Raw genomic sequence first — 24,677 nt, 5'->3', positions numbered from 1 at the left:
GTCTCTCCGTCGCATCAATGCCTGTAACCACCATGGGAGTCCCGCATGAACCGCACCCTGCTCTTCACCGTCCTGCTCGCGGCCAGCACCCACGCCTTCGCGCAAGACGATGGCCGTGTCCGCAACATCGACAAGGTCAACGGCGGGATCACCGCACAGGCCGGCCAGTCCTACGGCGACCTCAGCACCGTTAATGGCGGCATCGACCTGGAGCGCGGCGCCAAGGCCGAGGACGTGGAAACCGTCAATGGCGGGATCGAAGCCGGCGACGACGTTGCGGCGCGCTCCGTCTCCACCGTCAACGGCGGCATCCGCTTCGGCCAACGCGCACGCATCGACGGCGACGTCGAAACCGTGAATGGCGGCATCTTCATCGACCGCGGCGGCAACGTGCGTCGCGACGTGTCCACCGTGAACGGCGCGATCGGTCTGGTCGATACCGACCTCGGTGGCGGCATCGAGACCGTCAACGGCGACGTCACCGTTGGCGTGGGTTCGCACGTGAAGGGAGGCATCCACGTCGAGAAGCCCAACGGCAACTGGGGCATGCGCTGGGGCAAGCAGAAGGTGCCGCGCATCGTGATCGGCCCGGATGCCGTAGTCGACGGCAACCTGGTATTCGAGCGCGATGTGAAGTTGTACGTCCACCAGAGCGCACACATCGGCACGGTCAGCGGCGCCACCGCGCAGCGCTACAACACCGCCACGCCGCCGAAGGACTGACGACAGCTGCCGCACATGCGGCGCAATGGCTAGAATCGCGGGATATCCGAATGGAGTCCCGCGATGCGCCATGTCTTGCTCCCTCTCGCCCTGCTCGCGCTGTGCGCGTGCACGCCGCGCAGCAACGACAAACCGGCAGCCAGCGCCGATGCAGCAACGCCAGCTGCCGATGCAGCCGCAGCCAGCAGCCACGCCTTCAACGACGCCATCGATACCGGCGATTTCGCCGAGCACGTGCAGCAGCTGTCGTCGGATGCCTTCGGCGGTCGCGGTCCGGGCACGCCGGGCGAAGAAAAGTCGATCGAGTACATCAAGGCGCAGTTCGCGCGGATTGGCCTGCAGCCGGGCAATGGCAGCGACTGGTTCCAGACCGTGCCGATGGTGGAGACCACCGCCGATGAAGCGTCTGCTTCGCTGGTGGCGACCGTGGGTGGCACCACCCAGGCGTTGAAGTTCGGCACCGACATGGTGATCGGCACCCGCACCGGGCAGCCGCAGGTCAGCATCAAGGACAGCCCGCTGGTGTTCGTCGGCTACGGCGTCGATGCGCCCGAACAACAGTGGAACGACTACGCCGGCATCGACGTCAAGGGCAAGACCGTGGTGATGCTGGTCAATGACCCCGGCTTCCATGCGGGCGATGCCAAGTTGTTCGATGGCAAGCGCATGACCTACTACGGACGCTGGACCTACAAGTTCGAGGAAGCCGCACGCAAGGGCGCCGCCGCCGCACTGATCATCCACGACACCGAAGGCGCGTCCTACGGCTGGGACGTGGTCAAGAATTCCTGGTCCGGCCCGCAATATGACCTGCCAGCCAAGGACGACCCCGCGCCGCGCGTTCCCGCGCAGGGCTGGATCACCGGCGAAGCCGCGACTGCCTTGTTCAAGGCGGCCGGCCAGGACCTGGGCAAGCTGCGTGCCGCGGCCAACAAGCGCGGTTTCAAGCCGGTACCGCTCGACGCAACCGCGTCGCTCGACCTGAAGAGCACGAGTGTCGAGAAGAGCTCGCGCAACGTGATCGGCCTGTTGCCCGGCAGCGAAGCGCCGGACGAAGCGATCGTCTACATGGCGCACTGGGACCACCTTGGCACGCACGAGGGCGAACAGTCCGCTGAAAGCGGGGGCGACAACATCTACAACGGCGCGGTCGACAACGCGACCGGCGTCGCCGCCATCCTCGAACTGGCGGAAGCCTTCCGCAAAACCAAGACGCCGCCGAAGCGCTCGATCCTGTTCCTGGCGGTCACCCTGGAGGAATCCGGGCTGCTCGGCTCCAAGTACTACGTCGCGCACCCGGTGGTGCCGCTAGACAAGACCGTGGCGGTGGTCAATCTCGATGCACTCTCCCCTGTCGGCAAGGCGCATGACATCACCGTGGTCGGCAAGGGCAGTTCGCAACTGGAAGACGTGCTGAAAACGGTGCTCGATGCCCAACACCGCGTGGCCAAGGGCGAGACCAATACCGCGGCTGGCTATTACTTCCGCTCCGACCACTTCAACTTCGCCAAGGCAGGCGTGCCGGCGCTGTACATCGACAGCGGCACCGACCTGCTCGATGGTGGGCAGGCCGCGGGCGACGCCGCGGGCAAGGACTACACGGACAACCGTTATCACAAGCCCGGCGATCAATTCGACGCGGCCACCTGGAAGCTGGACGGCATCGTGCAGGACGTGGAAACGGCTTATTCGGTCGGCGAAACCCTGGCCAACGACGGTCAATGGCCGAACTGGAATGCCGGCAACCCGTTCAAGGCCGCCCGCGACAAGATGCGTCCGGCAGCCACCAAATAAACGCCGACGTGTCGAAACCGCTTTTTTTTGGCGGTTTCGACGCAATAATTCCGTCAAATCCGCTACGCTCGCAGTTATGGCAACGCCCCGGGGAGGGCACTGATGTCCATCGCTTACTGGTGCATCCTGGTCGCGGCGGCGTTGCCCTACGTCTGGGTGTCGCTCGCCAAGAGTGGTGCTGCCGGCTACAACAACAAGGATCCGCGCGGCTGGATCGCCAAGCAGGACAGTTACCGGATCCGCAATGCCAACGCCGCGCACCTCAATGCGTTCGAAGCGTTCGCGCCCTTCGCCGCCAGTGTGCTGATGGCGCAATTCGCCGGCGTCGATCCGTCGCGCATTTCCATGCTTGCCATGGCCTTCGTGGCATTCCGCATCCTGCACGGGATCTTCTACCTCACCGCCATCCACCGCATGCGCAGCCTCGTGTGGTTGGGCGGTTTCGCCTGCGTCGTCGCGTTGATGGCGTGCGCCGCATTGAAGATCCCGACATGACACACTGCCCCGGACAGTGATCCCATTCCGGTCCAACGCGTTTCAACCACATCGTCAGGAGACACAGCAGATGGCAAAGAAGAAGACCGCTCCCGCCAAGAAGGCGCCCGCCAAGGCCGCCGCCCCGAAGCCGATCAAGGAAGCACTGAACAAGTCCGGCCTGGTCGCGCACATCGCCGAAGCCGCGCAGGTTGCGGCCAAGGACGTTCGCTCCGTGCTCGCCGCCCTTGAAGGCGCGATCCATGGTTCGATCAGCAAGAAGGGCGCCGGCCAGTTCGTGCTGCCGGGCGTGCTGAAGATCACCGCCGTGAACGTGCCGGCCAAGCCGAAGCGCAAGGGCATCAACCCGTTCACCAAGGAAGAGACCACCTTCGCCGCGAAGCCGGCTTCGACCAAGATCAAGGTTCGTCCGTTGAAGAAGCTCAAGGACGCCGCAGCCTGATCATCGGCGCAAAAGTGCTACCAAAAACCCCCGGCATGCCGGGGGTTTTTGTTTGGGAACGAAGTTATCCATGACGCGTTTGGTTTAGTCGCCGACTTAATCCACGCATTTGGCCCAAGCCCCCGTCGCCGCCTTTATGGAGGAAAGTACTAATTCCCACAGCATCAATACCTTAGATGGTGCTGTAAGGCCAGCGATTGGTCATCGCGCAATCGGATCGTGCTTCCCATGCAGACTGCAGTCTTCAAGTAGGTAGATGACAAAGAATTTCCGGGTCCACAGTAGCCCCCTTCTGTCTGCCTGCGAAATCTCAATCGGTACCTCAAACGGTGATGTGAAAAAGTTCACATCGAGAAGGGCGCTGTAAGTGTTTTCTGGCGAATTTTGGCTTGTACGGTTGGCTCCCAGTGCGGTATTTATCACTCGCCATAGGTACACAGGGGAAGGGGCCACATGCCAACTGCGAAAAGGAGCTTCGCGCTCAAGATAGTTCGGTTCAAATCTGGGCGGAATAAGAATTTCGTCCCCCCAGCTATGGACGCCCTACTCCGAACGCTAATAGCGAATGCCCCTACAGTCGGGGATCGTCATTTTCCAGACCCGGCTGGAGCAGGAGTAGGAACGACGTGCTTCTATATCAATCGTGGCAAGCGTCGCAACGGGCGAGACGGCTATCTGATTGAATGCGTTTGCTACTTGAACGGCGTTGCGCCGGAGCAGACGACGCCCAATTTTACGGCAACCTCGCTGCCGATCAATGCAAACCCAATTGTCGATCCGACAACGGGTCAGACTCGGCAGGTTGTCCACAGCTATCGCGCATTGTTTCTCGGGCAGTGTGCGATTGTCGAAGTCGAGAAGGGAGGTGGAGGTACGGCTACCCTTGCAAACGTTCTTACACATTTGCTTCGCAGCCACGTCAATCCCGCGCTACCTGGAATCGAGTTGATGGATGTGGTTGGTGCCGACTTGCGGAGATCGATAGCAGCAGCGGGCGGTGTGGAGCGGATTAGTGCGCGTCTCGCAACATCTACGACAAATAGACGCCGGCCGCTTTCTTTCCGTCTGAGTAGACTCAAGCAGTGGGCGGGCGGTCACGCAGTCGTGCATGCGGATATCGAATTCCCTGATGGCGAGAACAGTGCGAAGGGAATTGCGGCATTAGATGAATACGCGTCTGACAATGGGCTAGACGCCGTCGCTATTTACCTTCGAGATGGTCAAAAGATTACAGGGTTGGGGAAGTTTGTTGAGAAGCGTCGCATGGACATTCAGATAAATCCATCAGGTGCCTACAACATGGCGGATATTGAAAACACGATGTGGAACTACCTCGATGAATTGCGACGCCCCGACAACGAGGGGTGGCGCATAATCGACAATGATGGTCGCCCATCAGGGGCGCGTGTAATTGACGCCGACGAATAGAAGCGTGAGTACAGAGATGCGACTGCTGCCGGAAGAGTGGACGGCAAGCTGGTCAGCCCTTAGAGCGATGGGAGGGTTGACGGCGGGCATTGGCTTTAGCGCCCGCCATGCCCTCGCTCTTGCAGTACCACTGGCGATAGGAGCGTTGGTGGGCTGGCAAGTCGCTCCAGCATTCGCGTCCGTTCAACGTGAGAACACGCTCTTTGCATTGCTCGCAGGCGTGATCGCCTTGGGAAGCTTGTTGGCAGGCTTCATGGTGACGCTCATGTTGTTCACTGGCAGGATCGAGCAAGCGACCTCACTCACACTGGAGGAGCTACAGGCGTACACGCAACGGATCAAATTTCTGCTTTCATCGCAAGCTCAAACGCTCTTTGCAGCAGTGCTGAGTGCCGTGTTTGCAATCATTTGGTTGTGCTGCTTCGCTCTAGGAGTGGACGCGACAGGTCAGCGCATCGTCGCCGCCGTCTGCTTCGGCTTTACAGTCGTGGCATTGTTGCGCTGCATTCTTGTCCCGTTGCAGATTTACGAAATTCATGAAGCTGCGCTAGATGATGCCGTCGATGATTGTATTAAGCAGGAACAGGCCAAATTCCAGCAACGGAATGGTGAAGACGGTTAGTGACTGTCCGGTAATAGACCTGACTCGTCAACGATGCCCCACTCGGGTTCGAAATTTATCGATGCGGACGACGGCGATCTGCTCAACAAGCCAGAACTTAGCGCTTGATCAGAGTGCCAGATGCGCGTGGGCGGACTTGTTGAACGCAAGAGCACATTGACATGCCATGCATTGGGCGATGACGATTTTGCTGTCGGATGGTCTTGATCATGTCGTCCTGGCTCATGAGCCACTTTTGTCATTTGTCGTAAATATTTAACATTGACTTGGTGATTTGTGCGCTGCGGCGTGCAGCGCTTCGAGCAGCCGGATATGAAGAGCACTCGCTAGGGAAGGTGCCGCCGTGCAATGCGGTGTGCCCATGAACGGGGGAATCATGAAGATGTTTCGACTGACATCGCGCGGCTTGGGAGCGCTGCTTTTCGTCCTCAGTTTTTTGTTTGCACCAAGCCATGCGCTTGCAAGGGTGCAAGCTACGTCGCCCGGCAGCTGTCAGACAAACTGGCACTACGCTGATGGGTGGTGCTATGCACCTGATGAATATGTCAGCGTAACGGGCACGCGTGGCGACTTCGACAACGACCCCTATAGCTGGGGAGGTAACTCCAGCTACGGCAGCAGCTCTTCTTATTCCCCCCCGACTTGTTCGATACGGGCAATGGATACGCATCGCAAATCCAGGCCCCAAGTACAGCCAATGCTTCAGGGCAAAACGCCAATTCAAAAATCGGCTGCGGCGTAGGCAACCCGATTCTCCCAGCCACCGGCAACAAGATCGAGCCGGAGGCCGACTTCACCAGTTCCGGTGAAATGGCCCTCGGCCTGACGCGTACCTACAACCACTACTGGCCGGGCGCGGGCCTGTTCGGCAAGTACTGGGTCAGCAACTTCGACTACAAACTGACCTTCGGCACCACGGATCTCAACGCCTGTTACCCGCGCCCCGGCGGCGGCGCCTGCGGGATCGGAGCCAACACGATCATTTACGCGTGGCGTCCCGATGGACGCACGATCAAGTTCATCAAGGCCGCGGACGGCATCTTCTACGAAGACAAACCGCAAGCCGTGGCCAGGATCGTGCCGCAGAGCAACGGCAGCTTCATCCTCTATAGCGAGGAGCTTGGCGTCGAGACGTATTCGTTGGCGGGCTACGTGTCGTCGGTGGTGAACGCGCATGGCATCGGCTGGACGTTTACCTACACCAGCGGCACCTATCCCTACCGCATCACCCATACCTCGGGCCGCTACGTCGAATTTACCTGGACCAGCGGCCAGTTGACTGCCGTGCGCGATCCAGCGGGCAATTATTACGGCTTCTCCTATAACGCCAATTACTTTGGCACTGGCTTGCATCGGTTGACGGCCAGTTCGCAGCCCGGCAGTCCGGCCACGACGACCACCTACCACTACGAGAAATCGACCGACACCAGCGCATTGACGGGTAAGTCGTTCAACGGCGTTCGCTATTCCAAGTTCACATACGACGCCAATGGCTATGCGACCAGCACCGAACACAACGGGTATGCCAAGTACACCTTCAGCTACAGCACGAATGCCACCGACGGCACCTTCACTGCGGTGGAAACCAACCCGCTAGGTAAACAAACGACCACCGTTTACAAGGATGGCAAAGCCATCACCGTCACCGGCCATGCCAGCACCTGGTGCCCGCAGACGAACTACGCCTTGAGCGAATATGACGCCAACGGCTACCCGGTGACGCGGCAGGACTTCAACGGCATCTACACCGACACGTACTACAACGCCAAGGGCCAACTCACACAAAAGGTCGAGGCGGCAGGCACGGCGCTGCAACGTGTGACCCGATATCAGTGGGATGCTGCCAGCAACCGCTTGCTAAGCGAGCAACTGGATGGGCAATACCTCACGCAATACACGTACACGAGCGGTGGCCGCATTGCGAGTGTCTCCACGACCAATCTGTTGGCGCCATCGCCGGCGAACAATCTCAATCAGACACGCACCACCACGTATACCTACACGCTGCATGCCAACGGCATGCTGGCGACCGTCACCGTCGATGGGCCATTGCCTGGAGCCGGTGATGCCGTCACGACCAGCTACAACAATCAGGGCGATTTGATCTCGACCCAGAACAGCCTTGGCCACATGGTGACCTATAGCAATCTGAATGGGCTGGGCCAGCCGGGGCGGGTGACCGGGGTCAACGGCGACATCACCGATTACACCTATGACGCCCGTGGGCGTGTCACCAAGGTGCGGACCTATCCGGATGGCGCGACGGCGGCGGACACCAGCTATTTCTATAGCGCGAATGGGACGTTGGAACATGTGACTGGCCCCGATGGGCAGAGCATGAGTTATCAGTACAACCCAGACCGCCAGCTCACGATGCAGCACGTCGGGTTGGCTGCCGATCTTAATGATCAGAGCAAACGGGTCGAGGCGCAGTCTTTTGGGCGTGATCTTGCCGGCAACATGACGTCGAAATACAACATGAGCCTCTACTGGAGCAATTACGGTTACGGGTATCTGGGCTGCTATGGGAAGTTCGGCATGAACCCGATGCATCTGGAGTCGGATATCCCCGAGGAGGACTGCGAATACCAAGGCGGCACGCCTGAGTATGGGGACATCGTTGTCAATGAGAGCGATATCACGGCCATGGCTTTTGCCGACTACGACGAATTGAGTCGGGTGCGGGCCCAGCGATCCAATTCCGGTCAGACTGTCACTCAGAGCTATACCTATGACCTGAACAACAACATCAAGACAATCGTCAGGCCATTAGGCACTACCACCTTGTACTACGATCAGTTGGATCGCGTGGTGCAGTCGACGAATCCGGCGGGCGGTAATACGTACTTCGAATACGACGCCGCAGACCGGCTGACCAAGGTGACCGATCCGCGCGGGAAGATCACGACGTATGTTTACGACGGCTTCGGCCAGCTATGGCGCCAAGTCAGCCCAGATAGCGGTACGACCACCTACAGCTACGACGCGTACGGCCAGTTGAGCCAGATGATTCGCAATGACGGAAGTGTCACGACGTATGGCTACGACGGTTTGGGCCGCCTGGCCGCCGTCAACGCTGGTGGTCAGACCCAAGACTACGGCTACGATTGGTGCGGAAACGGCAAGGGTCGCTTGTGCAGCACCGTAAGTACGGCCAGTACACAAAACTACGCGTACATGCCAGACGGTCGCCTTTACATCCGACGAGAATGGATTCGTGGCAACGCGGTGGAATCCGACTACTGGACATTTTATTACTACGACGCATTCGGTCGCCTGCATGCGATCACCTACCCGAGCGGCGTTGCGGTCGGTTATGGCTATGCCAGCAGCAAACTCGTAGCAATGACGGTCAATATCGGTGGGGTTGTCAGCAACGTGGTTACGAACACGCTGTATCAGCCGTTCGGACCTGCGAAAAGCTGGATCTATGGGAACGGCCTGTCCCGTGGGTATAGCTATGACTTGGATGGCCGGCTGACCAATGCGAACACCAAGAACGGCACGACCAACGTGCAGAACCTGTCCTATGCCTACGACACGAACGATCGCATCACCGGGATCACGAACACCATCAACACCAGTCTGAGCCAGACATATGGCTACGATGCCTTGAGTCGCTTGACCGGCGTCACGTCCACGTCGGGCAACCAGGCGCTGTACTGGGATACCAACAGCAACAAGACCCGGCATACATGGACCTTCGATGAATCGCTGGGCGTCGATGCGGCCAGCAATCGCATCGGCAGCATGGGGCCGCATTCATATACCTACGATGCGCGCGGCAACCGGGCGACCCAGTCGTTCAGTGGCTCAACGGCCACCTATGGGTACGACGGCTTCAATCGCACGACCAGCATCAGCCGTAATGCGGCAACGAGCTTCGGTGAGCCGAACTATGCGACCGTGAGTCTGCTTGTAGGAACGAACAATTACGGCTACAACGCCTTCAACGAGCGAGTCTGGAAAGCCGCGCCGAGCCATGGTTCATATCGTTACACCTACGGGCCGGGTGGCACTCTGCTATCGGAGCACAAGGACAACGGCGATCAGTGGACGAACTACCTCTGGTTCAACGGTGAACTGGTCGGTCTGGTGCGCAGTAACCAGCTTTATTTCGTGCACAACGATCACCTGGGTCGCCCGGAACTGGCGACGAACAGCGCCAAGAGCGTGGTGTGGCGGGCGAACAACTACGCCTTTGATCGACGCGTGGCGCTGGACAGCATCGGTGGACTGAACGTTGGATTCCCCGGTCAGTACTACGATCAGGAGACCAACCTTTGGTACAACATCAACCGTTACTACGATGCGCGCATCGGGGGCTACACGCAGAGTGATCCGATCGGACAAGCCGGCGGGCTTAACACGTATGCCTATGTCGGTGGGAATCCGATCTCGAACATTGATCCGCTTGGACTGCGAGCACTCACTGACTGCGAGAAAGGCATCATTGGCCCGCATCTTCCTAACGTTAATCTCAACAAGATCGATGTCCAGGAAGGGATACCGAAAATTGCGCAAGCATTAGGGGCAGGTGGCGCGGAGGCATGGACATTCAAGAACACGGTCTATCTTGGTGTTCCGGATGCCCCCAACACAAAAGAAGGCATCACTCTTCTTGCGCATGAGGTGACGCATTCTGATCAATACCGATCTATGAGCCTGCTCGGCATGGGGCTGTCCTACGGCGCCATGCACCTGATTTTCGGTTATACGAACAATCCATTTGAAGTTGATGCGCGGGCGAAAGCTAGCGAGGTTCGCGCGCAAATGGATAAGGCAGGAGGCGACCCATGTGGATGCGGGAAATAGCGTTAGTCGCGCTGCTCTGTGCGCCATCAGCTTGTACTTCCGCAGATCGCGGTAGCGATGGTTTTGTGAAGCTTAGGGCGCTAGATGACACGAGCCGAAATTCGGAATGCTTAGCCTTGTCGAACGAGAAGAAAATCGAATTATTCTTTGAAGCGCAGCAGAGGCATCACGAGTATTTTGGGTTTGACCAGTGCTTCGCCTCATCACCGACCACATTTATGGACGCTCTCAAGAGCGAAATCGTAAAGCGCGGGACTGTCGAAAGTGCGAGGCACTACATCATGGTGATAGCAATTTCGCAGCAGCAAGGCAGGACTTCTAACGCTGAAATTAAAGCTATGGAGTTGCCGCAGTTGTGCAAGAGCCTTGCCGATGAGCGTCCGTCAGGAAACCCATCGCAGTGCATCAAGATGGCCGAAGATTTATTGGAAAAAGGTGTCAGGGACAATTAGCCAAAAGCCGGGACGGAGGTAATTAATTCGTCTTAACAGCGTCCAGGAGCGACCGAAGCCCCGCTCTGAGCGGGGCTTCTGTTTTAGCGGCTGCTCTGCGCGAGCATCGAGTCAAGCACGTGTGCGATGGCGCGTTGCTTGGCCATGGGTAAGGCTTCGATTTGTTCGAGTTGTTGCCGAATCTTCTTCTGCGGCCCGCGCTTCTTCGGTGCTGATGCCATCGTGAGCGCTGCGTTGTCAGCGACCAGCGCATCGAGTGTGGTGTCGAGCACTTGCGCGATCACCGGCAACAACGACACCGGCACGCGCCGCCGTCCCTTCTCGGCGGTCTGTTTGATTTGCATCAGCAGCGTCGACGCGCAACTTCAGAACCAACAATTTGACGACGCTCAGCCAGGAAAATCACATTATTCTCCACTGGGGGTATTTCGTTCGGTGCAGGTGACGCCAGAGACTCCGCTAAAAACTCTGCCAGCACGGATTTCTTGACGCAGAACAGTCGGCTATAGGCCTCCAGGTTCATGCGTTGATGCTCCATTCCCAGCCGCACGGCCTGAGTGAACAGCTCAGGGATTTCCTGCGCCACCATGGCATCTTCGCGCTCGACCTTTGCTTCGCCGCCACGATTGAGTCGGATGACGCCGGTGCGATATTGGTCTTCCGAGATCAGTCCGAGTTGACGAGCCCGATACAACAAGGCGGCCTTGCTGACCTTCCATCGAAGCTTCATCTCGGATAGGCCTTGCCAATTGAGATAACTGCCGCGCAGTCGCGGAAACTCCTTGACGAAACTCGAACGTGGCAATAAGAAAGCGCCGGCGAAGCGGTTGGCCTCCCCTTCGGTCTTGCGGTCGCCGGTTGCCAAACCAACATGCAGCACTAGATGGCCCAGTTCATGAGCGATGTCGAACCGCTGGCGACATGCCGACGCCCCCTCACTGTTGACCACAATGATCGGGCGGGCTGCGCTGATCGAGTAAGCATCGACTTCGCGAGAAACCCCCTTGAACGACGTGACCACGGCACCCGCCAGTTCAGCCACGCGCACCATGTTCTGGATTGGCCCGAAACCAAGCCCCCAGTAGGCGCGGCACGCCTCAGCTGCACGTTCGATCTCGACTAGCGAACTCACGTCGTACTGAGGAATGTTGGGCGCTGGCAACTCTAGTTGCTCTTCCAAACCAGCGACGAGTCGGCGGAACATTTCGCCTTTGGCCAAGGCCACATGCTTGATCGCCGAACGCGTTGTGAAATGTTTGCGGAAATGGCACTGCTCCTCCGCCACAGGCGTAGGCGCAGGCGCAACAAAAAACGCAGGTTCCACCTGCGTCAGTTCGGCGATTGCCGCCAGCGTCTCCGACGGAGGAACGATCTGCTCGGTTTCGATCTTGTGGACGTATTGGCGCGACTTATCCAGACGCGCAGCGACATCCTCAAGCGTCAGACCATGGAATAGACGCGCAAGCCGAATGTTAGCTCCAAGAACTGCAGCGGGTTCGGACATGCATCACCCCTGGACATCGTCGTTGTCACCCATGGCACGGTCTTTGCCGGTTTCTTGGTCGGGTTTCTTCGGACGCACCTTCGCCACCGGGCTCGGCAAGAGCACTTCGGTCGGCCGGCTGTTGTCGACGCTCGACAAAGTGGGCGTGCTGCGCGAGTACTGCCAGCGAAAGGCTTCGTTCTGGTTTGCGTCGTAGCCGATGAAGAACACCTCTGCTTCCTCATCCGCGTTTTGCGGCTTGGCTACGATGAAGCGGAACAGTTGCGGTGCGCCGATTTCAATCTCGAAGAGCTGGTCGCAATCGTTCCGTCGGAAGAAGCCGGGCTTACGCGGTTTGGCCGGGTCATCGGAGAAGAACCGGCAAGGAACGCCATCAATCTCGAACGTCACGTCCATCGCCGCGTGAGTGAGCTTGAGCCATTGATATTGCCCATTTGTGCACAACTGGATCAGGGCATTGCGCTGCCGGCCAAACGTGGTCGTCCCGCGCGTGTAGCCATCATCCAGTGGACTCGCAAGCTCGAGTTCGGTGTCGTACAGAACCTCAAGGAGGGCTTCGGCAATGATGCGAAGCCTAGATTCGACCAGTGCCGGGTTAAACGCGTGCGGTGCCTGATCCATTGGAGCCTCGATTTATGCAAAAAAAGGAAGTTGTCCCAATCCATATTTATGCATAACTTATGATTTGTCAACGGCGCCTGGTGGAGGAAGATCGCATGTGGCCGCTGGAGGGATTTCTTCAGTAGACACCCAAGGGATCGAGCTCAATCCTTTCCGCGAATGCCATGGCGGATCCGCCCGCTTCGCACCGAGCACATTGATCAAGAAGGATTCCATGTCCCTTTGTCCCGAGATCGCTTCCCACTCCTTTATTGGTATTAAGGGGGCTGACAGGGAGGAAATATGTTGCTCGGCGGGCTGTTCCCATGCGGTGTCCAGAATCCCGTCGGTGATCCAGTCTCTGAACTCCTTGCCGATGTCCATCATCAACGGTTCGGACAAAAGTGTCTCGACACTAAGATGAAAGGCGTTTCGGTGCAGTCTCAGTAGTGTTTTCTGATTGGTGATGAAGCTTTCGGCAAGCAGCGCTGCGAGCAGGCTGAGTGCATCGGCGCTAGCTGTTTTGGCTATCGGGACAAGTGCTGCGGCATAGCAGTCCTGCATTTCTGATTCCGAGAGCAAGGACAGTCGGGCGACTCCCAATGCTGTCAAATGGCGCGCATGCTCCTCCGGCGAGGGCGAGCAGAATCCAAGACGATGCTTGAGGTAGAAAATCGCAACACGGATTTCCTCGAGGCCAGGGAGGACGGGGCCAGCCAGTCGCCACAGGTAGGCATCCTCCCAGTGCGACGAGCCTGGGCAGAGACGTTCGCCGGCCTCGACCAGGTCAATTGGAATCTCCAAATATTTCTTCTGCTTCATTTCTTTCTTGTCTTTCTTGCCGCCACGTCGCCCCCGCCCCGACTTCGTTCGGAGTACGAATACCGTTGTCTCCGGCAGCTCGAAATCGAGCTCGTCAGCTGCGATCCGCCGTATCAGGCTTCGTGGGTTCGTTCCGCGGTTGACCACCCCCAAGATTCCCTGGATGCGACCTTGGACAGCCGCATCGCCATAGCCTTGCAGCAACGCTCGTTGCAGTTTTGCCCAAGTGCTTACACCTCTGCCGGATGTGCTGAAGGGCGGCACATTGTTGGCAGCCATGCGTAAGGCTCGGATCCAGACCTTCCACTGGATGCGTTCAATCGGGTAAAGGCATGGGCGGACCACAAAAAGGCTTTCGAAAATCAGGCTATTTGAATGGTAGCGAAAGCCGATCTTATGCCAGATCCTGCGCCGAGCATCCAAATTCCATGGATTTCCGGCCTATGAACAATCAGACCATCCCTTCTGGCTTCAACGAAATCGCTTGGGTTGAGGCTCAAATCGAGCGATATGGCCCCATGGTCGGAGGGGCGGCCTTGCGCAGCCTGCTGGGGTTCCGGACGACTGCCGCCTTTCAGAAAGCCCGATTGCAGGGGCAGCTCGGCGTGGCCGTGTTCCCACTGCTGGGGAGAATGGGAGTATTTGCCGTGACTGAAGAAGCTTGCGCTTGGGTTCTGGCTCAGCGCCAGTCTCAGTCGACCGCTACCGGGAAAGCCGGTTCTCGCTTGCCGGGCAAAGGGGGCGTCATGACCTAGTCGGCTAACGCGCTTCCCAACGTGGACTTTTCCGTCGGCCAGACGCACAAAAGCCCGGGTTCCTTTGCAGAGGAAGATCCGGGCTTCAGAGCTCAAGCCTAGGCAGCTTTGAGCTAATTGTGCGGGCCAGTCTCCCGGCTTGTCAATAACTGTCCGATTGGGCAGGAACGACCTGCCGTCACCCGCTCGAAATCCGGGGCTTGGAAGCCCCGGAAAGGAATTTTATGGCTCAGCATCACCGTCTCACCCCCTTGGCCCGCGATATCAACCTCGCGGTCGTGGGCCGCATGTCCGACACTGAAGTGGTGACCTACTTCGCCTCCCTGCGCTGGGGGAACGAAACCGAACAGGTCTGCCCCAAGTGCGGGGCGATCGACACACATTACCCGCGCCGCCGGCGCCGGCGCTCCTGTCACCGCCCCTGCGGCAGTTGGGAGGAGCCCACCAACCCGACCTGGCAGTGCAAGCATTGCCAGGCGATCTTTTCGGTGACCACAGGGACGTTGTTCGACGGGACTAAGCTGCCGTTGCGCACCATTTTGAACTGTGCGGTGCTGTTCCTCGGTCCGGGTAACGGCGCCAGCTCGGTGGGCATTTCGGGTACCTCCGGCCTGGCGCCGATGACCACTTTTTTGCTCGAACATCGCTTTCGCGAAGCCATGGCGGCAGATCAGCCCGTCAAGCCTTTTGAAGGGATGGTGCAAATGGATGGCGGATACTTCGGCGGCAAGCCGCGCAAATCGAACCAGCGGCAGCCCAAGGCCACCCGCGAGCAGTTGCAGCGCCGTTTTGGCAAGGAGCCGATCGCCTCCGATGATGACAAGCCCTGGAAGGCGATGGGCATGACCCAACGCAACTGGCAGAAAATGGCCAACAAACGGGTCGTGCTGGTGGTTACCGACTCGAATGGTCAGCGCGGTGAAGGTTCGCGGGCGGTGTCCGTGGCTGTGGCGCGTGGCGGCGAGAGCGCGTACGCCGTCGGCTTGATGGCGAAAGCACACATAGCGCCTGGCGCCATCGTGTTCACCGACGAAGCCGGCGCCTACACTCAGTTGGCGCGCGAGCACGAGCACTATTCCGTTAGCCATGCGAAGGAGTATTCCAATAGCGAGGGCGTGAACGATAACCATGCCGAGGCGTTCTTCAGTCGCATGCGCCGCGCCGAATATGGTATCTACCATGGGAGCCGTCCGCTGTTCCTCCACTTTTATGCTTGCGAAGCGGCTTGGCGGCATACTCATCGCCGCCTGCGCAAATCGGCAATGGTGAAGCGGTTGCTGGGGACGGCGCTGTCGCTTGGTCCGTCTCCCCGCCTGCGTGGGTACTACGAGCGGCGCGGTCGCCGTGCTGAAGTGCTTATCGACTCTAAGGCGTAGGGCGGAGGCGCCACTCCACCTGCCCGTCAAGCTCGTTCTGGCGGTGTTCAATGTGGCCCTCAAGCAGCATCTGCCTGAGGGCCGCTTCGATCGCGCGAGTTGAAGCTTGTCGATTCTTGTTGGACGGGCATGGACAAGCGGCTTGCAAAGCTGGGATGGTCATGCCCTGCCTAGCCTGCGTGAGGGCGCGGGATACGCGCGCGTAAATGCTCTCTCGATAATGCGAAGCGCGAGACGACGGGGTCCAGCCAAGCTCAATCTCAAAGTGCAAGGGATGCTGTCTCCAGACATTGTCGATCGCATCCAGGTCATCGCCTAGTTTCGAGGAAAGGTTGGCATCACCGCGAGCAATGGCTTCGGTCTTGACCGCCGCGATATCCCGCTGCGATTGGATCAACCAACGTGCGGGCTGAACAGAACCATTACTTCTGTGTCTGGAGTACTTCTTACCTTGGATAGCAGGCGGGGTGGGAACCCAATCCTTGGACAGCATCCATCGCTTCCCCGATACACCATTGTGATCCGGTGAGGTCACCTTGCCCTGCCGGCGCAGAATCTGAAGACGAGTCTGCAACCGCATCCGGAAGCGTGCCACGTCTTCCGGGGCCAGTTTGAGCGCCTGCATCAATTGGTTTTGCAGCTCATCGATAGTCACCGCACCACCCGGCGCTGACTTCAATGCACGGAAAATACCGACTGTCATACCGCCGCGTTTGAAGAACGATGGATGCTCGCCTGGGCGAATCTCACCAACCGTTTCGCATAGAGGTGCATGCACATGAAGTTTCATGGCGTGTGCGATCTGCTGGGCTAGTATCTCTGCCTGCGCCAGTGCTTCCCCTAAGTGGACTAGTTGATCCTCGCAGCGTTGGATCTTGTAGCGATGGAGTTCAATCCGGGCTTCCACACCCTTGATTCGTTCCGCCATGCGAGCGATCTGACCCTTGGCGCGGCTGTACTTACTGTTCAGCCAAGCGACTGATGACGGTGTCTTACTCATGGCCCGAGCCTAGCGGCCCGGGCTGGACACTGTCACAGTACTTTCCTCCATAAGGGCGCCCGTCGCGCAAAGAAAAACCCCGCCTCTGTTGAGGCGGGGTTTTGGATAAAGACCCTGGCGATGACCTGTTGCGGGTCGCCGCTGCGCGGCTTTCCGCAACGGCTTCGGTGAGTTTCTTGCGGTTTGTATTGCAAGCTCTGCGCAAGTCAGATCATTGCCAGACACCTTAAAAGACAATACCCCGGGCCTTTCGGCCCGGGGTATCGCTTTTATAAAGACCCTGGCGATGACCTACTCTTGCATGGCTTGAGCCACACTACCATCGGCGCAGCTGTGTTTCACTTCCGAGTTCGGGATGGGATCGGGTGGTACCACAGCGCTGTTATCACCAGGGAGAGGGTGGAGGGTCGCCGGCTTCAGGTGAAGTAGCGCCACGCTCTCAGAGGGTGGGAAGAAGAGTGAACGAGCGTTCGTGCAAGCCATCAACGTGTTGAGGCCAAGGGTTTCATTCGAGTTATCGAAGAAACTTGAGGTGATATGGTCAAGCCACACGGATCATTAGTACAGGTAAGCTCAACGCATTACTGCGCTTACACACCCTGCCTATCAACGACCTAGTCTTGATCGTTCCTTAAGGGGACTTGTGTCCCGGGAGATCTCATCTTGAGGCGCGCTTCCCGCTTAGATGCTTTCAGCGGTTATCGCTTCCGAACGTAGCTACCCGGCAATGCCACTGGCGTGACAACCGGAACACCAGGGGTTCGTCCACTCCGGTCCTCTCGTACTAGGAGCAGCCCCTCTCAAATCTCCAACGCCCACGACAGATAGGGACCGAACTGTCTCACGACGTTCTGAACCCAGCTCGCGTACCACTTTAAATGGCGAACAGCCATACCCTTGGGACCGACTACAGCCCCAGGATGTGATGAGCCGACATCGAGGTGCCAAACACCGCCGTCGATATGAACTCTTGGGCGGTATCAGCCTGTTATCCCCGGAGTACCTTTTATCCGTTGAGCGATGGCCCTTCCATACAGAACCACCGGATCACTAAGTCCTAGTTTCCTACCTGCTTGATCCGTCGATCTTGCAGTCAAGCACGCTTATGCCTTTGCACACAGTGCGCGATGTCCGACCGCGCTGAGCGTACCTTCGAGCTCCTCCGTTACACTTTGGGAGGAGACCGCCCCAGTCAAACTACCCACCATACACGGTCCCCGACCCGGATTACGGGCCCAGGTTAGAACGTCAAGCACATCAGGGTGGTATTTCAAGGTTGGCTCCACCACAGCTAGCGCCATGGTTTCACAGCCTCCCACCTATCCTACACAGACGAACTCAACGTTCAGTGTAAAGCTATAGTAAAGGTTCACGGGGTCTTTCCGTCTTGCCGCGGGAACGCTGCATCTTCACAGCGATTTCAATTTCACTGAGTCTCGGGTGGAGACAGCGCCGCTGTCGTTACGCCATTCGTGCAGGTCGGAACTTACCCGACAAGGAATTTCGCTACCTTAGGACCGTTATAGTTACGGCCGCCGTTTACCGGGGCTTCGATCAAGAGCTTCGCCTTGCGGCTGACCCCATCAATTAACCTTCCGGCACCGGGCAGGCGTCACACCCTATACGTCCACTTTCGTGTTTGCAGAGTGCTGTGTTTTTGATAAACAGTCGCAGCGGCCTGGTCACTTCGGCCGACCTCAGCTATTCACCATGGTCGGCGCACCTTCTCCCGAAGTTACGGTGCTATTTTGCCTAGTTCCTTCACCCGAGTTCTCTCAAGCGCCTGAGAATTCTCATCCTGCCCACCTGTGTCGGTTTACGGTACGGTCTGCGTAAGCTGAAGCTTAGGGACTTTTCCTGGAAGCGTGATATCGGTGACTTTGTCCCATTGGACTCGTCCTTGACCTCAATGTTGCGCCCCCGGATTTGCCTAAGGGCACCACCTCAGTCCTCTCACCGCGACAACCAACGCGCGGCTCACCTAACCTTCTCCGTCCTCCCATCGCACTTACGCGAGGTGCTGGAATATTAACCAGCTTCCCATCGACTACGCATTTCTGCCTCGCCTTAGGGGCCGACTCACCCTGCGTCGATTAACGTTGCGCAAGGAAACCTTGGGCTTTCGGCGTGCGGGCTTTTCACCCGCATTATCGTTACTCATGTCAGCATTCGCACTTCCGATACCTCCAGCAGACTTCTCAATCCACCTTCGCAGGCCTACGGAACGCTCCTCTACCGCGTACACCAAAGGTGCACACCCCAAGCTTCGGTTTACTGCTTAGCCCCGTTAAATCTTCCCCGCAGACCGACTCGACCAGTGAGCTATTACGCTTTCTTTAAAGGGTGGCTGCTTCTAAGCCAACCTCCTGGCTGTCTGTGCCTTTCCACATGGTTTTCCACTCAGCAGTAATTTGGGACCTTAGCTGTGGGTCTGGGTTGTTTCCCTTTTCACGACGGACGTTAGCACCCGCCGTGTGTCTCCCGTACAGTCCGTCTCGGTATTCGGAGTTTGCAATGGTTTGGTAAGTCGCAATGACCCCCTAGCCATAACAGTGCTCTACCCCCGAGAGGATACATACGAGGCGCTACCTAAATAGCTTTCGAGGAGAACCAGCTATCTCCGGGTTCGATTAGCTTTTCACTCCTAATCACAGCTCATCCCCGTCTTTTGCAACAGACGTGGGTTCGGGCCTCCAGTTGATGTTACTCAACCTTCACCCTGGCCATGACTAGATCACCCGGTTTCGGGTCTACTGCCCGCGACTATGCGCCCTTATCAGACTCGGTTTCCCTTCGCCTCCCCTATACGGTTAAGCTCGCCACGAACAGTAAGTCGCTGACCCATTATACAAAAGGTACGCCGTCACTCCTTGCGGAGCTCCGACTGCTTGTACGCACACGGTTTCAGGTTCTATTTCACTCCCTTCACCAGGGTTCTTTTCGCCTTTCCCTCACGGTACTGGTTCACTATCGGTCGGTCAGGAGTATTTAGCCTTGGAGGATGGTCCCCCCATGTTCAGACAGGGTTTCACGTGCCCCGCCCTACTCAATTTCATCGATCAGGCCCTTTCGCATACGGGGCTGTCACCCGCTATGGCCACCCTTTCCAGAGTGTTTTGCTAAAACAAGATCGACTTTTGGGCTAGTCCGCGTTCGCTCGTCGCTACTTACGGAATCTCGGTTGATTTCTTTTCCTACGGTTACTTAGATATTTCAGTTCACCGCGTTCGCCTTGCATGGCTATGTATTCACCATGCAATACCCTTGCGGGTGGGTTTCCCCATTCGGACATTGCCGGATCAAAGCTTATTGCCAGCTCCCCGACACTTTTCGCAGGCTGTCACGTCCTTCATCGCCTCTGACCGCCAAGGCATCCACCGTGTGCGCTTATTCGCTTGACCATATCACCCCAAGTTGCCTCGGAGCGATACGCATACCAGCGAATGGTACGACTATCACTTTGATAAAGATGGCTTACGCCATCTCGCCTCAGCCTCGACACGTTTGCAAGACTTGCATCTCAAACGCTCGTTTGACTCTTCTTCCCGATTTTCAAAGAACATGCCCCGACTTCAACGTCGAGGCATTCAATGTGTGCGTGCGCAGAACATTCAGAGTGGTGGGTCTGGGAGGACTCGAACCACCGGCCTCACCCTTATCAGGGGTGCGCTCTAACCACCTGAGCTACAGACCCAAAAGTCTTGCTTAGTAGTGGTGGAGCCTGTCGGGATCGAACCGACGACCCCCTGCTTGCAAAGCAGGTGCTCTCCCAGCTGAGCTAAGGCCCCGTAATACGGGACACGCAACCCCCTGCGGGATCACGTTCTCTGAATGCAGGTCACTTGTGCGGACGTCTGGCAATGCGTTGCCATTATCTCAAAAGGAGGTGATCCAGCCGCACCTTCCGATACGGCTACCTTGTTACGACTTCACCCCAGTCATCGGCCACACCGTGGCAAGCGCCCTCCCGAAGGTTAAGCTACCTGCTTCTGGTGCAACAAACTCCCATGGTGTGACGGGCGGTGTGTACAAGGCCCGGGAACGTATTCACCGCAGCAATGCTGATCTGCGATTACTAGCGATTCCGACTTCATGGAGTCGAGTTGCAGACTCCAATCCGGACTGGGATGGGGTTTCTGGGATTGGCTTACCGTCGCCGGCTTGCAGCCCTCTGTCCCCACCATTGTAGTACGTGTGTAGCCCTGGCCGTAAGGGCCATGATGACTTGACGTCATCCCCACCTTCCTCCGGTTTGTCACCGGCGGTCTCCTTAGAGTTCCCACCATTACGTGCTGGCAACTAAGGACAAGGGTTGCGCTCGTTGCGGGACTTAACCCAACATCTCACGACACGAGCTGACGACAGCCATGCAGCACCTGTGTCACGGTTCCCGAAGGCACCAATCCATCTCTGGAAAGTTCCGTGCATGTCAAGGCCAGGTAAGGTTCTTCGCGTTGCATCGAATTAAACCACATACTCCACCGCTTGTGCGGGCCCCCGTCAATTCCTTTGAGTTTCAGTCTTGCGACCGTACTCCCCAGGCGGCGAACTTAACGCGTTAGCTTCGATACTGAGCTCCAAGTTGAGCCCAACATCCAGTTCGCATCGTTTAGGGCGTGGACTACCAGGGTATCTAATCCTGTTTGCTCCCCACGCTTTCGTGCCTCAGTGTCAGTGCTGGTCCAGGTAGTCGCCTTCGCCACAGATGTTCCTCCCGATCTCTACGCATTTCACTGCTACACCGGGAATTCCACTACCCTCTACCGCACTCTAGCCTGCCAGTATCCAATGCCATTCCCAGGTTGAGCCCAGGGCTTTCACATCAGACTTAACAAACCACCTACGCACGCTTTACGCCCAGTAATTCCGAGTAACGCTTGCACCCTTCGTATTACCGCGGCTGCTGGCACGAAGTTAGCCGGTGCTTATTCTTCCGGTACCGTCAGGACACCCAGGTATTAACTGGATGCTTTTCTTTCCGGACAAAAGAGCTTTACAACCCGAGGGCCTTCTTCACTCACGCGGCATGGCTGGATCAGGCTTGCGCCCATTGTCCAATATTCCCTACTGCTGCCTCCCGTAGGAGTCTGGACCGTGTCTCAGTTCCAGTGTGGCTGATCATCCTCTCAGACCAGCTACGGATCGTCGCCTTGGTGGGCCTTTACCCCGCCAACTAGCTAATCCGACATGGGCTCATCCAATCGCGCCAGGCCCGAAGGTCCCCGGCTTTCCCCCGAAGGGCGCATGCGGTATTAGCGTAAGTTTCCCTACGTTATCCCCCACGACTGGGCAGATTCCCATGTATTCCTCACCCGTCCGCCACTCGCCACCCACAGAGCAAGCTCTGCTGTGCTGCCGTTCGACTTGCATGTATTAGGCCTGCCGCCAGCGTTCACTCTGAGCCAGGATCAAACTCTTCACTTAAAACTGCATAGCCTTAAAGGCCAAATTGCTTTAGATGCAGAGCCCGTCCAGCTCACTTACTCGCTGTACGTTGTACTTGCGTACGAATACTTTGAATCATGTGATCTGTTCAGACATCTGCTGATGGTCAACTGCCACCACCAGACGCCCGCACAAGTCACCTGCGCACACTGTCAAAGATCTTCGGGGCCGGCCTCAGCGCCTTTCCCGTTGCCCCACCGAAATCACTTTCAGCGAAGCGAGCCGCACATCATACAAGGTTTTTACTGACCGTCAACACCCTGTGAAGCGACTTTTTCGACCGCCGTTGCCATCCATACAGGAATCGGCTTGGGCGGGTCGATCATTCTAGATCGACTTTTTTGCCTTCGCAAGAGGCTGAATGCGCTATCGCTTGATCCCGGGCGTTCCTGCACCGCGGCAAGTCAATCCAGCGGGCGCTCGGCCAGGCCGAAAGCCTGCATGACCGCCGCAATATCCTCTTCTCCCGCCACGCGCGAACGCCGCGTGCGTGGATCGACGCACAGCTCGCCCAGCACATGCGGCGTAATGCTGCCGAGCCCCCGGTAAACATGGGCATGGACATCAGCAGCGCCCGCAGTGCGCATCTGCTCGATCAACGCGTCCGCGTGCGGCTGCGAATAGGCATACGCCGGCCCGCCAGCGTGACTGATCGCGACCATCGGCGCGCGCACGACTTCGACGCGCCCTGTTGCCAGCAATGAAGGCAACCAGCGCTTGAAATACAAGAGCATCAGAGCGCCGATGTGGATGCCATCAGCATCAGGATCGAACAACAGGAGCACGCGCGCATAGCGCAATCGCCGCAGGTCTTCTTCGCTGCATGCCACGGGGCTGGATAAGCCGAGCGCATTGGCGAGCTGCCGATAGAGCGGGCTGGCTTCGACCTTCGCGCGGCGGGCCTTCCAGGCATTCAGCGGCTTGCCCTGCAGCGGCAGCACGGCCTGCTCGCGATCATTGCGCAGCGCCACTACCGAACGCGCTGCCGAATCGCCTTCGACCAAGAACAGCTCCGCGTTCGCACCATGCTCGCGGCAGTCGACCAGCTTCATGCTGGCCTGCGTGGTGTACACCTCAGCCGGCGACCAGCCGTACTCGCGCGAAATTGCGCTTGCCGACTGCGATCACGCCTTCGAAGCCCGGTGTGAATACACGCGCCGCATCCTCGAACACCTCGCCATCGACACGCACCGCACGCTCCTTGAGCTTGCGGTTGGCCTCGGAATTGCTGGGCATCAGGCCCGCCGCCACCAATAGCGCGGCGATGCGCACGCCTTCGGCCGCCACGCCAATGTCGTGCAACGGCAGGTTCGAGACGTCGCCTTCGCCGCGCACCGCGGCATGCCAGCCGGCGACGGCTTTTTCCGCATCAGCATCGTTGTGGAAACGCGCAGCCAATTCGCGCGCCAGGCGCAGCTTCACGTCGCGCGGGTTCAAGGTGCCCGCTTCAATATCGAACTTGAGCGCCTTCGCTTCATCGACGCCGATCTCGAAACTCAGCAGGTCGATCCACTTCCACATCAACACGTCGTCGATCTTCATCGTCTTGGTGACGATGTCGATGGCCGGCTCGTCGATGCCGATGTAGTTATGCAGCGACTTGCTCATCTTGTTGACGCCGTCCAACCCTTCCAGCAGCGGCATGGTCAGCACGATCTGCGGCGGCTGGCCGTGGTGCTCCTGCAGGCCGCGGCCCATCAGCAGGTTGAATTTCTGGTCGGTGCCGCCGAGCTCGACATCGGCCTTCAGCGCAACCGAGTCGTAGCCCTGCACCAGCGGATACAGGAATTCGTGGATGGCGATGGACTGCTGCGCGGCGTAGCGCTTGGCGAAATCGTCGCGCTCCAGCATGCGCGCCACGGTGTGCTGCGCGGCGAGCTTGATCATGTCGGCGGCGCTCATCGCGCCGAACCATTCGCTGTTGAAACGCACTTCGGTCTTGTCGCGATCGAGCACCTTGAACACCTGGTCGGCGTAGGTCTTCGCGTTCGCCAGCACGTCTTCGCGGGTGAGCGGCTTGCGGGTGACGTTCTTGCCGGTGGGATCGCCGATCATCCCGGTGAAGTCGCCGATCAGGAAGATCACCTGGTGACCCAAGTCCTGGAACTGCCGCATCTTGTTGAGCAGGACGGTATGGCCGAGGTGCAAGTCGGGCGCGGTGGGATCGAAGCCAGCCTTGATCCGCAATGGGCGGCCAAGCTTCAAGCGCGCCTCCAGCTCCTCGCGCTTGAGGATTTCGTCGCTGCCGCGGGCGATCAGGTCGATGGCATGCTGCAAATCGGTCACGTGGGTCTCACTGGCGGCCGGACTGTGACCGCGTTCGATAAAGGAACGTTAAAGTACCGTTAAATCATGGAATCGAAAAACATTCGGCGATTCAATGAGTTGACGCGTGTTTTTCACA

At 58.1% G+C, this 24,677-nt stretch carries 17 protein-coding genes, 2 tRNA genes and 3 rRNA genes; 10 read left to right on the top strand and 12 right to left on the bottom strand.

Annotation, left to right across the window (positions count from 1 at the left end; genetic code table 11):
• Positions 1-45: 45 nt before the first annotated feature.
• The 8 genes from G7079_RS02280 to G7079_RS02245 all read left to right on the top strand — a co-directional run bounded on the left by G7079_RS02280 (position 46) and on the right by G7079_RS02245 (position 10,771).
• Positions 46-723 carry a hypothetical protein gene (locus G7079_RS02280; protein WP_166055153.1) on the top strand — a complete coding sequence of 226 codons (678 nt, stop codon included), beginning with the start codon at positions 46-48 and terminating at the stop codon, positions 721-723.
• Between the two features lie 63 nt (positions 724-786).
• Positions 787-2,517, top strand: coding sequence for a M28 family metallopeptidase (locus G7079_RS02275; protein WP_166055151.1), 1,731 nt, complete (start codon positions 787-789; stop codon positions 2,515-2,517).
• Positions 2,518-2,619: 102 nt separating this feature from the next.
• Complete coding sequence (locus tag G7079_RS02270; protein WP_166055149.1) at positions 2,620-3,012, top strand: MAPEG family protein; 393 nt, start codon at positions 2,620-2,622, stop codon at positions 3,010-3,012.
• A gap of 70 nt (positions 3,013-3,082) precedes the next feature.
• Positions 3,083-3,454, top strand: a complete 372-nt coding sequence (locus G7079_RS02265) for an HU family DNA-binding protein (RefSeq protein ID WP_166055147.1) — start codon at positions 3,083-3,085, stop codon at positions 3,452-3,454.
• Positions 3,455-4,150: 696 nt separating this feature from the next.
• Positions 4,151-4,882, top strand: coding sequence for a hypothetical protein (locus G7079_RS02260; protein ID WP_166055145.1), 732 nt, complete (start codon positions 4,151-4,153; stop codon positions 4,880-4,882).
• A 16-nt stretch (positions 4,883-4,898) separates the two neighbouring features.
• The gene (locus tag G7079_RS02255) at positions 4,899-5,504 is read left to right on the top strand and encodes a hypothetical protein (protein ID WP_206203233.1); all 606 of its coding nucleotides are present in this window, start codon (positions 4,899-4,901) and stop codon (positions 5,502-5,504) included.
• 642 nt (positions 5,505-6,146) lie between these two features.
• Entirely contained in the window at positions 6,147-10,319 is a 4,173-nt protein-coding gene (locus tag G7079_RS02250; RefSeq protein WP_166055141.1) for an RHS repeat-associated core domain-containing protein, read from the top strand.
• Positions 10,301-10,771, top strand: coding sequence for a hypothetical protein (locus tag G7079_RS02245; RefSeq protein ID WP_166055139.1), 471 nt, complete (start codon positions 10,301-10,303; stop codon positions 10,769-10,771). The genes G7079_RS02250 and G7079_RS02245 overlap by 19 nt, the downstream gene beginning before the upstream one ends.
• A gap of 83 nt (positions 10,772-10,854) precedes the next feature.
• On the opposite strand, the gene G7079_RS02240 is transcribed toward G7079_RS02245, so the two are convergent.
• From G7079_RS02240 to G7079_RS02225, 4 genes are read right to left on the bottom strand one after another with little or no spacing between them, the layout of a single operon-like run.
• Positions 10,855-11,115 (bottom strand): hypothetical protein, encoded by a 261-nt coding sequence (locus G7079_RS02240; protein ID WP_166055137.1) that lies wholly within the window; start codon positions 11,113-11,115, stop codon positions 10,855-10,857.
• Positions 11,115-12,275, bottom strand: a complete 1,161-nt coding sequence (locus G7079_RS02235) for an XRE family transcriptional regulator (RefSeq protein ID WP_166055135.1) — start codon at positions 12,273-12,275, stop codon at positions 11,115-11,117. The genes G7079_RS02240 and G7079_RS02235 overlap by 1 nt, the downstream gene beginning before the upstream one ends.
• 3 nt (positions 12,276-12,278) lie before the next feature.
• On the bottom strand, positions 12,279-12,896 hold the full coding sequence (locus tag G7079_RS02230) for a hypothetical protein (RefSeq protein WP_206203232.1): 618 nt from the start codon (positions 12,894-12,896) through the stop codon (positions 12,279-12,281).
• 57 nt (positions 12,897-12,953) lie between these two features.
• Complete coding sequence (locus G7079_RS02225) at positions 12,954-13,976, bottom strand: hypothetical protein (RefSeq protein ID WP_166055133.1); 1,023 nt, start codon at positions 13,974-13,976, stop codon at positions 12,954-12,956.
• Between the two features lie 53 nt (positions 13,977-14,029).
• Between G7079_RS02225 and G7079_RS02220 the strand changes: the two genes are divergently transcribed.
• Positions 14,030-14,452: a hypothetical protein gene (locus G7079_RS02220; RefSeq protein ID WP_166055132.1), complete on the top strand. Its 423-nt coding sequence runs from the start codon at positions 14,030-14,032 to the stop codon at positions 14,450-14,452.
• Between the two features lie 200 nt (positions 14,453-14,652).
• Positions 14,653-15,828: an IS1595 family transposase gene (locus tag G7079_RS02215; RefSeq protein ID WP_166055130.1), complete on the top strand. Its 1,176-nt coding sequence runs from the start codon at positions 14,653-14,655 to the stop codon at positions 15,826-15,828.
• Here G7079_RS02215 and G7079_RS02210 read toward each other — a convergent pair.
• The 8 genes from G7079_RS02210 to tyrS form a co-directional block, all read right to left on the bottom strand.
• The gene (locus tag G7079_RS02210; protein WP_166055128.1) at positions 15,818-16,828 is read right to left on the bottom strand and encodes a hypothetical protein; all 1,011 of its coding nucleotides are present in this window, start codon (positions 16,826-16,828) and stop codon (positions 15,818-15,820) included. The two genes, G7079_RS02215 and G7079_RS02210, sit on opposite strands and share 11 nt — an antisense overlap.
• 278 nt (positions 16,829-17,106) lie before the next feature.
• A 5S ribosomal RNA gene (rrf, locus tag G7079_RS02205) occupies positions 17,107-17,221 on the bottom strand.
• Positions 17,222-17,365: 144 nt separating this feature from the next.
• A 23S ribosomal RNA gene (locus tag G7079_RS02200) occupies positions 17,366-20,229 on the bottom strand.
• A gap of 216 nt (positions 20,230-20,445) precedes the next feature.
• Positions 20,446-20,522: transfer RNA gene (locus tag G7079_RS02195), tRNA-Ile, on the bottom strand.
• Positions 20,523-20,540: 18 nt separating this feature from the next.
• Positions 20,541-20,616: transfer RNA gene (locus G7079_RS02190), tRNA-Ala, on the bottom strand.
• Positions 20,617-20,707: 91 nt separating this feature from the next.
• Positions 20,708-22,252 (bottom strand): 16S ribosomal RNA (locus G7079_RS02185).
• Together the 16S, 23S and 5S rRNA genes with 2 tRNA genes alongside form the textbook arrangement of a ribosomal RNA operon.
• A gap of 425 nt (positions 22,253-22,677) precedes the next feature.
• Positions 22,678-23,325 (bottom strand): toprim domain-containing protein, encoded by a 648-nt coding sequence (locus tag G7079_RS02180; RefSeq protein WP_166055127.1) that lies wholly within the window; start codon positions 23,323-23,325, stop codon positions 22,678-22,680.
• Positions 23,326-23,347: 22 nt separating this feature from the next.
• A complete protein-coding gene (tyrS, locus tag G7079_RS02175) occupies positions 23,348-24,559 on the bottom strand; it encodes a tyrosine--tRNA ligase (RefSeq protein ID WP_166055125.1) in 1,212 nt (403 codons plus the stop codon).
• Positions 24,560-24,677 lie beyond the last annotated feature (118 nt).

Source organism: Thermomonas sp. HDW16, from assembly GCF_011302915.1.
In the GTDB taxonomy this organism is placed as follows: domain Bacteria; phylum Pseudomonadota; class Gammaproteobacteria; order Xanthomonadales; family Xanthomonadaceae; genus Thermomonas.
The sequence above is the reverse complement of the archived record's forward strand: the minus strand, read 5'-3'. Positions and strand labels throughout refer to the sequence as shown.